This is a genomic window from Streptomyces sp. NPDC015171, assembly GCF_043079545.1.
Classification (GTDB): domain Bacteria; phylum Actinomycetota; class Actinomycetes; order Streptomycetales; family Streptomycetaceae; genus Streptomyces.
In genome coordinates this window covers 30,666-42,511 of sequence record NZ_JBIBUO010000019.1, presented here as the reverse complement: position 1 = coordinate 42,511, position 11,846 = coordinate 30,666, and the positions used below count along the sequence as shown (strand labels likewise).

Annotated in this window: 9 protein-coding genes; 6 read left to right on the top strand and 3 right to left on the bottom strand. The window is 72.1% G+C overall.

Features of this window, described 5'->3' with window-relative positions; all coding sequences use genetic code 11:
• Nucleotides 1-260 precede the first annotated feature (260 nt).
• Nucleotides 261-1,091 carry a hypothetical protein gene (locus tag ACF073_RS35025; RefSeq protein ID WP_392075520.1) on the bottom strand — a complete coding sequence of 277 codons (831 nt, stop codon included), beginning with the start codon at nt 1,089-1,091 and terminating at the stop codon, nt 261-263.
• 177 nt (nt 1,092-1,268) lie between these two features.
• Between ACF073_RS35025 and ACF073_RS35020 the strand changes: the two genes are divergently transcribed.
• The 4 genes from ACF073_RS35020 (at nt 1,269) to ACF073_RS35005 (ending at nt 5,021) form a co-directional block, all read left to right on the top strand.
• The gene (locus ACF073_RS35020) at nt 1,269-2,021 is read left to right on the top strand and encodes a hypothetical protein (protein WP_392075519.1); all 753 of its coding nucleotides are present in this window, start codon (nt 1,269-1,271) and stop codon (nt 2,019-2,021) included.
• 191 nt (nt 2,022-2,212) lie between these two features.
• Nucleotides 2,213-2,923: a DUF4232 domain-containing protein gene (locus tag ACF073_RS35015; protein WP_392075518.1), complete on the top strand. Its 711-nt coding sequence runs from the start codon at nt 2,213-2,215 to the stop codon at nt 2,921-2,923.
• Nucleotides 2,924-3,167: 244 nt separating this feature from the next.
• A complete protein-coding gene (locus ACF073_RS35010; protein WP_392075517.1) occupies nt 3,168-4,010 on the top strand; it encodes a HEAT repeat domain-containing protein in 843 nt (280 codons plus the stop codon).
• 3 nt (nt 4,011-4,013) lie between these two features.
• Complete coding sequence (locus ACF073_RS35005) at nt 4,014-5,021, top strand: HEAT repeat domain-containing protein (protein WP_392075516.1); 1,008 nt, start codon at nt 4,014-4,016, stop codon at nt 5,019-5,021.
• A 209-nt stretch (nt 5,022-5,230) separates the two neighbouring features.
• Here ACF073_RS35005 and ACF073_RS35000 read toward each other — a convergent pair whose 3' ends face one another.
• Entirely contained in the window at nt 5,231-7,345 is a 2,115-nt protein-coding gene (locus ACF073_RS35000; protein WP_392075515.1) for a HelD family protein, read from the bottom strand.
• Between the two features lie 499 nt (nt 7,346-7,844).
• The gene (locus ACF073_RS34995; protein WP_392075514.1) at nt 7,845-8,477 is read right to left on the bottom strand and encodes a TetR/AcrR family transcriptional regulator; all 633 of its coding nucleotides are present in this window, start codon (nt 8,475-8,477) and stop codon (nt 7,845-7,847) included.
• A 171-nt stretch (nt 8,478-8,648) separates the two neighbouring features.
• Between ACF073_RS34995 and ACF073_RS34990 the strand changes: the two genes are divergently transcribed.
• Both ACF073_RS34990 and ACF073_RS34985 read left to right on the top strand, forming a co-directional pair.
• On the top strand, nt 8,649-10,046 hold the full coding sequence (locus tag ACF073_RS34990; RefSeq protein WP_392075513.1) for an MFS transporter: 1,398 nt from the start codon (nt 8,649-8,651) through the stop codon (nt 10,044-10,046).
• Between the two features lie 759 nt (nt 10,047-10,805).
• Nucleotides 10,806-11,018, top strand: a complete 213-nt coding sequence (locus tag ACF073_RS34985; protein ID WP_392075512.1) for a cold-shock protein — start codon at nt 10,806-10,808, stop codon at nt 11,016-11,018.
• The last annotated feature ends 828 nt before the right edge of the window (nt 11,019-11,846 follow it).

Here is an 11,846-nt window from a genome sequence, read left to right as displayed (position 1 = left end):
AAGGGAATCCCTGTCGGCTCGCGGTGGTGGTGCTGCTGTCGAGCATCATGCCGGAAGCGGCCGCCGGCACGGCCCGTGCCGCTCGCTCACCGGCGGACTGGGCGCCTTCGATGCGACCGGCGCGGTCGGCTGCCGTCGTGGTCGATGCCCAGTGCAGTCTGCCCTCAAGTGCCGGGCGCCGGTAGAGGTGGTGGCCGGCGACCCCGCCCGCACGCTCGTGATCTACACCGCCATGCCGGTCGCGGCGGTCCGGGGCTGGTTCAGGTACCGGCCGCTCGGGTGGAGCGGGGCTGCGTGCGCAGGTGGGGCAGCCGGGCGCAGTCTTCGGATTCGGCCAGGCCCTCGCCCAGGGCCAGGAGTGAAAGGAGCCGGACGGGTCGGCCTGCCGTGGCCGCTGCCTCCAGTTTGTGGTGGCCGTCGAGAAGGAAGTGGGTCAGGCCCCAGTGCCGGTAGTGGTCGGCCGGCTCGCCGATGGCGGGTTCGCACACGTCCAGCGTGGAGACCGCGACAGCCGTCGGGACCGCCCCCCGGCCCATGAGCTCGACGTACTCCGCCACACGGTCCCTCGCGTTCCACGTCGGGGCCACCATGGGCACGACGAACTCATAGAGGTGAGCGGACGCGTCGACTCTCGTCTCGAAGGTCCGGTAGTAGGGCGTGTGCGGGTACTCCGGCAGGCCCCAGAACTGGTCGATCCCCCATGTGGTGACCTGCTCGTCGCTGAAGTAGTCGCCTTCCTTGCCGGGGATGACCAGACGAGGCTCCACATGGAGCAGGAGGGGCAGGTAATCGCCCTCCGGCAGCAAGGCGCCGAATGCGTCGATCACGCCGCCGTCGTCCGGATCGGCCAGCGTGCCGGTGAGCTGCTCCTGCACGCTCTCCAGCGACAACGTCTGCTGTGCGGTCTCCAGCCGGCGGAACAGGAACGGGCAGGATCCGCACCAGGAGCTGAGTTCGAAGGCGGGATCCCCGTCGACCACCAGCAACCTGCGCCCCGGACCGCCACGGGCGTTGCGCTGTTCCGTCTCGAAACGCAACCGCGCCTCGGCGGCCGGGGTACCGAGCCTGCGCGGCTCTCCCGCTTTGATCATCACACATCCACCGTAAGGGAGGACGCCGTGGTTCGACACCACCGGCGGATCGGCACGCGTCCGGCCGGCCGGTCCGGCTGAGGACGCCCGGTCACCAGGAGGCGCCCGTCAGTCCTGGCACCGTCGGGGGCGAGGGCTGGTACGGATCGTGAAGGACGCCCCCTCTAACCTGGCCCCATGATGGATGCGGGGGATTTCCGGGTCGGTGACGTGCTGTCGATCGCCTGCCCCTTCACACCGGCCAGGGTCGAGCGGGGTGTGGCGTGGGACCACGTGTCGGTGCGGTGGCCGTGGTGGGACATCGACACCGGCAGCGATTCCATGCACTGGAACGGGATCGTCGCCCTGGGCGTCGCGGACCGCGGCGGCCTCGTTTCGCCTGAAGTGGAGGCGGAGCTGTTCCGCACCGACCCGCCGCCCGAGCACCTGAAGCCGGGAGACATCTGCCTGGTCGGAGTGGAGCCGACCGTGGTGCATGTGACGGCTGTCGACCGCCATGATCCTCCGCTGGAGACCGGCTGGCTACCGCGCCCCGCTCTGACCGTGACCGTGCTGCGCCGCGGCCTTTCCTACCGCGAGTTTTCCGACGACAGTCATCGCAACGGCACGGGATACACCCTTCACCCTGGCGACGGGATCCCTTTCACCTTCGAGCTGTTGACGCGCCCGTACGCGGCTCTCCGGCCGGGAGATGAAGTCGCCGACGCCGCCGGGCGCGCATGGCGATTCGCGGGGCCCTGGGACTGGCACGCCTTTGACGGCGCGGGTCCCGGCGCGGGCCCCGAGTGGCCGCTCGTCCTGCTGACCCGCGATGGAGCACCGTGCTCCACGGCGGACGCGGAGGCAGTGACGGCGAGCACGGCGGCCGGTTCCCACCAGGACACCGTCCGACACTGGATGTCTCTCACCCAGGCCACACCCACGCCCTGACCGGACGGGTCGACAAGGGCCCGTCCGCCCACCTCGTGCCCATGTCACCCATGTCACCGGTCTGTGACAGCGGTGTCGTGGAACGACGACGCCGGTAACCCCTCGGCTCACAGCCCCCTCCTAGTGATCAAGCAAGTACCGATGAGCCGAAACCGCTTCGGCTTCAACCACCGCATACCAAGGGGTCGTTCATGTCCGCCAACCGTCGCAAGGCCTTTCTCGTCTCCGCAGCCCTCGTAGGCGGCGCCCTGCTGATGACGGCGTGCCAGGACTCGGACTCCGGCGCCGCGCAGCACCCTTCGTCCGCCGCTTCGGCCGGCAAGTCGGACACCTCGTCCAGCCCGTCGGCCACGGGCGGTAAGGGGGGCACCGCCGGCGCGTCGTCCACGGGCAGCACTCAGGGCGGCGGCAAGGCCACCGCCGGGAAGAGCTCCGGGGGGCAGGGCACGGCCGCCGGCTCCGGCTCCGGCAGCAGCGGCAAAGTCGGCAGGTGCCGTACCGACGACCTGAAGATCACGGCGATGGACAGCACCATCGACGGTGACCCCGACGGCACCGTCGCGGTGCAGCTGCGGAACCGCGGCGGCCGGGACTGCACGATCAGCGGGTACGCGGGCGTCGACCTGAAGACCAGCGCGGGGCAGCTGTCCGCGAAGCGCACGGGCCAGGAGACCACCGTGACCACCCTCAGGAACGGGCAGTCGACGGCCTTCGGCATCAACTACCCGTTCAACAAGACGGGCGGCTCCGGTGTCCGTATCACCGGGCTGCTGGTGACCCCGCCGAACGAGACGAAGACGGTCACCCTCGACTGGCCGGGCGCCGCCACGCTGCCCGTCACCGACGGCACCGGCTCCCCCGTGAAGGTCGGCCCGATCGGAAGCGCCGGCCAGGGCGGCTGATCCGCACACCCGAGGGAGCCGATGGAGGGCTCGGGTCCTGGCCCCACCGCATGCGCGGTGGGGCCATTGCCTGTGCGGTCAATTCGGCCGCCCACACGCCTCGGCGTCAGACGCTCGTGCCACCGCCCGAGCCGCCGGTCCTGTCGGCCGTCGGTGGCAAAGCAGCCCGCGCTCCCTTGAGCCTGCCGCAGCGTCAGCTCACGCCGCCAACGGCCGTTCTCCCGGACTCGGCGACCTCTATGTGATGCGTGCGGGCGGGCAGGCCATCGGCCCGGTGGTCACCGGTTCCGTCGAGTACGGTCCCATGACGAGCGGCACGCCCGGGGAGGCCGAAGGTGCCGGCCCTCCCCCGGCCTGGTTCCGCTTGACCTTCACACAGTGGCAAGGCCTTCACTGTGCCGAGGAGGTGGTCCCGATGATCATGTCGAAAGAGGACACGAACACGATGCGCGCCCTGCGGGAGCTGAAGAGCGACAGCTCTTCGGTCCGGCTGCGGGCAGCGCTGACACTCGGCACGGCCCCGGACCCGGGGTTCATCGGCAGGCTCATCGAGCGGTGCGCGGTCGAACCCGAGTTCTCCGTGCGCGAAATGCTGACGTGGGCGCTCACCCGCCACCCGGCGTCGATGACGGTCCCGGTGCTTCTCGGCGAAGTCCGCTCGGAGAGTGCGCAGGCGCGGAGCCAGGCGTTGCACACGCTGTCCAAGATCGGGGATCGGCAGGCGTGGCCGGGGATCGCACCGGCGCTGCTGTCCGACGCCGACGACGAGGTGGCCCGGAGCGCCTGGCGGGCAGCGGTCGCGCTCGTACCCGAAGATGCGAAGGGCGAGTTGGCCGTAGTGTTGGCGGGACAGCTCGGGCGTGGCGAGCACGAGACACAGCTGAGCCTGAGCCGGGCGCTGGTCGCGCTCGGGGAGGCGATGTTGCCGGCGCTGGGCGCCGCGACGACGGATCCCGACCCCCGGGTGCGCGCGCACGCACTCGCCACGGACCGGCTGTGGCGCGATCCGGATGCCGGATTCGGGTTCGCGATCGAGGGGGCGAAGCGCGTCGTCGCCCTCGGCGGAGCCGGCCGGAAGGGGCAGTAGGCATTGTTGATCGGTGATGTCGCGCGACGGTCCGGGGTCAGCGCCCGCATGCTCAGGCACTACGAATCGCTCGGCCTGGTGCGACCGACGGATCGTACCGACTCCGGCTACCGCGAGTACTCCGGCGAGGACATCCGCCGCGTCTTCCATATCGAGAGCCTGCGGTCATTGGGGCTGTCGCTGCGTGAGGTCGGGCGGGCGCTCGACGACCCCGGCTTCGCGCCCGCGGGACTCGTCGAGGACCTGATCCGCCAGACCCGCGACCGCCTCGCAGCGGAGCAGGAGCTGCTCACCCGACTGCGTCGGATCGGTGCCGTGGAACCCGCCGGCTGGGAGGACGTCCTCCAGGTCGTCGCGCTCCTCCAGGGGTTGGGGTCTTCGAGCGCGGGGGCGCGGCAGCGCGCGGCCCTGTCCGCGGTCGAGGACGTTCCCGTGCCGGTGGAGGCACTGGTCGAGGCCGTGCTGCGCGAGTCCGACCCCAGTGTCGCCGGAGCCCTGCGGTGGGCGCTGGCGCAATCGAGCGAGGACGGGTCGGCGCTGCTGGCCGAGGGCCTCGGCTCACCCTCCGCCGAGGTGCGCAAACGTGCCGTGCAGTCCCTCGCCGAGATCCCGCACCGCGAGGCGACCGCACTGCTGCGGGACGCCCTCGCGAACCACGACGTCGTGGTCCGCGGGTACGCCGCTCTGGCGCTCGGCGCACGCGGGGTGGCCGACGCGATCCCGGCGCTCATCGACATGATCGTCGAGGAGGGCAACGACGCCGACGCCGCCGATGCGCTGAGCGCGCTGGCGAGTGATCCGGCGTTGGCCGATCGGATCGCCACCGGGCTCGTCGACTGCCTCGCCCGCGGCACCACGGGAGCATCCGCACGTCGACGGCTGGCCCAGGCGCTCGCCGACATCCCGGGAGACACGGCGTCACGTGCCCTCGTAGAGCTGTCCCATGACGAGAACCGCGCCGTCGCCCTCACCGCGACCTACATTCTCAAGCTACGCAGCACACGGCGGTGAACCGGTGACGGCGGTGCCCCGTGCGCGGGTCCCGGTCGTCGCCGGGGAGCCACCCGCACCCTTGAGGGTGGCTCCCCGGCGAACCCAGGACGGCTCACCCGCCACGCCGCGCGGCACCGGCGGCCTCGCGAGCTGCCTGACCGGATGCCAGTCCGGGGCGCGAGCACCCTGACCTCGATCGTGACGTCCGTACCGACTGACCTCGGCGGTCAGCGGGCGCTCCGGCACGCCTTTGCTCCGGCGGCCGGCGGGACGGTGATGGTGGACAGTCTCTTGGTGGCCCGGGTCAGGGCGACGTACAGATCACGCTCGCCGCCAGGGCGGGCGGCGGTGATCCCGTCCGGGTCGACCACGACGGCGGCGTCGAACTCCAGGCCGCGCGCCTGTGAGGCCGGCACCAGTCGGGCGTGCCGCTCGACTCCCGCGGCCGCGAGCTGTGCCGTCCTGTCATCGGCGCAGATCACCCCGACCAACTCCCCCGGATGCGCGGCGCCCTGCTCGCGCAGCTCCCGCACGAGGTCGGTGACGAGCGACTCGGGGGCCGCGGCAACGGTACGGGGCACCTCGCCGCGCCGGATCGACCGGATCGGTGGCCGCCCCGGGGCGATCCGGCTGAGCAGGTCGCCGGTTACGGCGAGGATCTCCTGCGTGGTCCGGTAGCTGACGGTCAGGGTGCGCAGGTCGAAGCGGTCTCCGAGGTGCGGGCCGAGCGCCTCCTTCCAGTCCCGGGCCACCGTCGCCGGTCCTGCCTGGGCGAAATCTCCGACCAGGGTCATCGACCTGCCCGGGCAGCGACGCACGATCATCCGCCACTGCATGACGGTGAGCTCTTGCGCCTCGTCGACGACGACATGCCCGAAGACGTGCTCAGGCGGGCCGTCGACCAGGCTCGCCGCCTCGTCGAGCAGCGGCACGTCGGCGTCCGTCCACGGCGCGTCCGGCGTTCGCCGCAGCAGGGCCCGCTGGCCGTCGGTGAACTGCCGCAGGTACGCGGCCGGCGCGTCGCCGTCGGTCAGCAGGGCGCGGACCACGTCGGCGGCCGTGAGCCGAGGCCACAGGTCCTCGACGGCCTGATCGAGCAAGGCGTCGTCCAGGAGTTCGGCGCGCATGGCGTCGGCGTCGAACTCGTCGGCACCTGTCGCGGGCGTGTCATCGATACCGAGGCGGCGCAGGTCCGCCGCCGCGACCCGGTCGAGATCGAGGCCGGTAAGTTCCGCGACCTGCGCGTCGATGCGTTCAAGCGCCTCGGCACCACTGCGGGCAAGCTCACGGACGAGGGCGTCGACCAGCAGCTCCTTGAACAGCTGCCGTGCCCGGTTGTGCGCGAGACCGCTGGTCTGTGCCGACTCCCGCGCTCGCGCGACATCGCTGTCCGTCAGCGCGACCCGCTCCTGCCCGACCCGGACCTCGAAGTCACCGCCCGGAGCCTGCCGAGAGCGCACCACAGAGGCCAGTGCGCCGGCCAGTGCGGAGCCGCCCTTCAAGCGCGCCACCTCGGAGGAGTCGGCGGCGCCCGGTACGACGCCGGCGAGTTCCTCGCACGTCGCAAGGACGACGTCGTTCTCGCCGAGCGAGGGCAGGACCTGGCTGATGTAGTCGAGGAACCGCGCGTTCGGCCCCAGTACGAGCACGCCGCGTTCGGCGGCCCTGGGGAACGCGTACAGCACGTACGCGGCGCGGTGCAGCGCCACCACCGTCTTGCCGGTCCCCGGACCACCCTGCACCACCGTCACCCCGCGGTGCGGCGACCGGACGATCGCGTCCTGCTCCGCCTGAAGCGTGGCGACCACCGCTCCCATCCGCCCGGTGCGCCTCTCCTGGAGCGCCGCGGCCAACGGGCCGTCGCCGACGACGTCATGCGCGGTGGGTGCTGAGCCGTCGAGCAGCTCATCGCTCACCCCCACCACCGTGCGGCCCGTCACACGCAGATGGCGGCGCCGCCGCAGCCCCATCGGATGGACCGGAGTCGCCTCGTAGAAAGGCCGCGAGGCTTCCGCCCGCCAATCGACCAGCACGGGCAGCTCGTCCGAATCCCTGTGCAGCCCCAGCCGCCCGATCCGCAGGACGGTGCCGTCCGCCAGGTCGATCCGGCCGAAGACCAACCCGTCCTCGGCCCCCTCCAGCCGACGGACCTCCCGCGCCAGCCGCCCGGCCGCGACCTCCCTCTCATACAACTCGCCCGCCCCGTCGGACGGCGACGCGAGCACGTCCGCCAGTTGCTCCCGCGCCCCGGCCAGCCGCTCGTCGAACAGCTCGCCTATGACGGAGACCTGAACCCGCTCAAGCTCCACCTCACGCACGGCAACGTCGTTGATCTGAGACAAGAAAAGGCCCTCTCGGCTCAACCCGCCAGTATTTCGAGGCGCCACTATGCAGACGGATTCCGGAAAAGTAAATATTGACCAAAGCAGGGGGAATGTGTCCCTGCCGCGCCACGCGCCCGCTCGCGGATCCGCCACCGGAATGCGGCTTTCTTCCGCGGCCTCCACCCGGCGCGGCAGCGGTGAAAGGCCCCCTCTGCCCGGGCTGCCACCCGGCATTGACCGCCCCCGGCGATGAGCTGCCCCACCGGCCGGCACTCAGGTCAGCGGACATGACGACGCCGGAGAGCCGCCGTCGTGCACGACACCCCGCTCCCGGTGCGATACCACGCGGACGCGTCCCGCCGGTCACGTTCGACGTCATCTTCCGCGCTGTTGGGCAGCCGGTGGCGCAACGGCCCTGCTTTCGGGGCGAGTTCCGACCGAGCGGCTCCCGTGCCCGGCTGGCCGGACCAGGGCTCACCGCATCCCGGTTCCCGGCCGAGGGAGTCGCCGCTCCGGACTACCCGGCCCGGTAAGCCCGGAGGAAGGTCCGTACCCCCTCGACGACGAGCGGCCGGACGCGGTCGTCCTCCGACGCGTTCGCGGAACCGAGCCGGTCGAGGGTGACGCCGAAGGTCAGCGCGAGGAACTGGTCGGCCGCGAGCCGAGGGTCGGGGACGGCGAGCAGGCCGGCCCCGGCGAGGGCGGCGAGGTGCTCGGCGATCGCCTCGTCGGGGGTGTCGGCCATGGCGTTGTAGTCCGGGTGGGGCAGGTGCCCCGACTCCGCCCGGACCAGCCGCTGGAGCGTCGCGTACTCCGCCGAGCCGAGCATGTCGGTGGCGATGGTCATCGCGAACGCGACCAGGGCGTCCTCCAGGCGGGACTCCTCGGTGACGCCGGTGAGGGTGTCGTCGAGAGTGCGCCGGATCGTCGCGATCAGGGATTGGCCGATGGAGTCGACGACTGCCTGCAACAGCGTCCGCTTGTCACCGAAGTAGTCGTAGACCGTCCGCTTGGACACCTCGGCACGGGCGGCCACCGCGTCGACGCTGGAGCGGTCGAAGCCGTCGGCGAGGAACAGTTCCCGGGCCGCGGTGAGAATGGCGGCCCGCTTGGGCGCGGACCCCTCGCGCAGCGTCTTCATGGTCGACATGAGCATATCCTAATGGAACTACACTGCACGGTATAGTGTAGCTAGTGATGTGCACAGACGGTACGCCTCGCACGCCGCGAGAGAAGCGTCATCTCCTCACTTGCCCCAGCGGAACGGCACCCCGTGCGCACCCGCGCCCGTCTCCGCCCGTCCAGTACGGAAAGGACACCCATGACGGCACCTGTCACTCCCTCGCTCCGCATCGGGAAAGCCCCGGTCGCGGCCCTCGGCACACTGGCGGTCGCCACCGGCGCCCTGGAGTCGGTGGTGACGCCGACGCTCCCGCTCCTGCAACGGGAGCTGGACATGAGCCCCGCCGAAGGGGCGCTGCTCAGCATCGTGCTCCTCGTCACCGGCGCCCTAGTCACACCGATCGCGGGCAAGTTAGGCGACCGCTACGGCGGAAAGCGGGTCCTGACCCGGCTGATGGCGGTGGTCGGCGTCGGCGGTCTGGTGTCCGCCGTGGCCCCGAACCTGCCGGTGCTGCTGCTCGGCCAGGTGCTGCAGGGGGCCATGGTGGGAGCGCTGCCCCTGTCGTTCGTCCTGGTGCGCGCCCACCTCCCCGCGGGCGAGTCGAAGGTGGCCATCGGGGTCGTCAGCGGACTGTTCGTCGGGGGCGGGATGGCGGGCACGCTGTCGGCCGGCCCTGTGGCCGAAGGGCTGTCCCGCCACTGGATGTTCGCGCTGCCGACGCTCGCGGTGACCGGGGCCACCGTCCTGGTGCACCGGCTGATGCCGGACGTCCCGCAAGACCGGCCGGACGACGCCGGGATCGACTGGCCCGGATCGGCCCTCCTGAGCGCAACGCTCGTCACGCTCATGCTCGTCCTCGCGCAGGCCCCCGACCTCGTCGCGCGGCCGCTCGCGCTCGGCGCCCTCCTCCTGGTCCTGGCCGCCCTCGTCACCGCATGGGTGGCCGTCGAGCGGCGCGCGCCCTCGCCGATGATCGATCCGCGCATGCTGGCCCGGCCCGCGGTGTGGAAGTCGTGCGCCCTGACGTTCACGATCTGCGTCGGTACCGCGATGCCGGTCTACCTCGTGCCGCAGTTGTTCGCGGTGCCCGCGGATGCCTACGGTTTCGGGGCCGACGCCACCGCGATCGGGTTCTTCCTGCTGCCCGGCGCCGTGACCGCGTCCCTCGCCGGGCCACTCGGCGGGATCGGGGCGCGGCGTCTCGGCCCGCGTGCCGTGGTCACCGCCGGAGCCGTCCTGCTGGGCGGCGCCCTGCTCGCCCTCGCGGCCGCGCACACCGAGGTCTGGCACCTCGTCGCAGGCAAGGCGCTGATCGCATTCGCCAACGGCCTGTGCGTCACGGCGCTGGTGACCGTCACCGCCACCTCGGTCGCCCGGTCCGACACCGGGATCGCCACCAGCCTGGTCCTGGTGACCCGAGTCCTCGGCTATGCCGTGGGCATGCAGCTCAGCGGTGCCCTGCTCACCGCCGGTACCCCTGCCGGGACGGACGTTCCCGCCGAATCCGCCTTCGTCACCGGCTTCCTCATAGCTGGCGCCGTGACGGCGCTGTCCCTGCTCGTCACCCGCACCATGAGCAAAGGAGCCGGCGCGTGACCCGTACGGATCCGCCGAGGAGCGACCGCCCCACAGCGTGGCGCGCGGTCCTGGTGGTCAGGGACAGCGTGGCGGGCCCCCCGTGCTCGCGTTCTGGGCGGACCGCCACGGATACACCGTCACGGTGGCCGGGGAGGCGGCCGCGGCGCGTGACAGCGGCCGCCCCGTCGACGTGCGCGGTACCGCGTGCGGGGGCCGTCGGCGGGATGCGCGTCCTGCCGCCGCCGCGGGACTCGCGTACCGGCCTGGGCGGGCTCGTCTTCCTCGAAGGTGACGGCCGCGAGGTCGCCGCGCTCGCCCGGCGCTCCGTCACCGGCGGCGTCGTGCGACAGGACTTGACGGTGCGCCCCGGGGATCTGACCCGCGCCCCGCACGCGGCAGTCCGGTACGACGTGTATTCCTCGTTCGCCTGCTCCATCCCGTGGACTGTCCCGAGGCGTCCGGCCAGGGCGTCGGCGTCACCTCCAGCACAGGCGGCGGACGCACCTGCGAGACCACCGTCCGTCCCGCACCGGTCAGCCCTTCGGCGACGGCGCCGACACCACGCCCGGACCGGCCGCCGCAGACCGACGCGTACCCGGCCCACAGCCCACGACCTGGCCATCAGTCCCAGCGAGCACCGTTGCCGGCATCAGCCCGGAACGGCGGACGGCCCCGGCTCCGCCGCATCCGAGACGTCCTCGCGATCTGCTCACGGCCGGACACTCTGCGTGGCAAGATCGTGCGGGACGGCGTCAGACGACTTACGCGGGAGCAGAGATGGCCGAACGGCAGAACGGCACGGTGAAGTGGTTCAACGAGGAGAAGGGGTACGGCTTCATCACCCCGGAGCAGGGACCGGACCTGTTCGTGCACTTCCGGGCGATCGAGGGAGCCGGCTTCAAGTCGCTACGGGAGGGGCAGAAGGTGACGTTCGAAGCCGTCCAGGGGCAGAAGGGCATGCAGGCGGACAAGGTCCAGGTCCAGGGATAGGAGTCGGACGCGCCCTGCCCCCAGCCCGGCATCGGCGCGCACGGCCTCTTCTGGCCCCGGCCCGTCACCGTGACCGCCGGGGCATGCCGAGGCCATGACCCACGACCACGGCGAGCCGCGTGGGGCTCAGGCGGGCTGCCGGACCCCTCCCTGCCGGGCCCCTCCCGCGGGCGGCTGCACCGCGACCGGGCGGGGGCCCGCCGGACCGGCCCGCACCGTGTCACACCCGGCCAGGGCAGCAGGGGTCGGGGCCGCGCGGGCAGAATCGTCGCGGCTTCGTCACGGACCGTCCGGACCACGCCCGCGGCGAGGCGGACGGCGTCGGCGAAGGCCGCCGACAGGCCGTAGAGGACCTTTGCCGGTCAGGATCTGGCCGGCCTCGGGGGCGGGGGCGGCCCGAAGGGATTGCCGTCTCCCACGGGAGCGAACGCCTCTTTGCGGTCCCGCAGTGTCACCTCGCGCGCCGGCGGACCGGTCATGGCCACCGCATGTCGTTGAGGCCCCCGCCGCCCCGCTTTGGCGCAGAGCACTCCCGCAACGCCTTCGTCCTCGGCACGGCCACACGCTTTTCTACACTGCACGGTGTAGTGTAGTGATGCTCGACCCTCCCCGTACCCATCCGCCCGAGCCGTCCGTCGCAGCCAGGCCCGCGCGAACCCAGCTACAGCCGAACCCACTTGAGCCCGCCGAGCGATCTCGGCCACCGCACCCGAAATCCCCGGCACACCGGGCCGCCGGGATCCGACCCAGGCCTCGCGAGGCGGCAGACCGCCCCGCGCACGACCGGCCCCGCGGTCGCCCGGTACGACGGACGTCCCGGCCCGATTC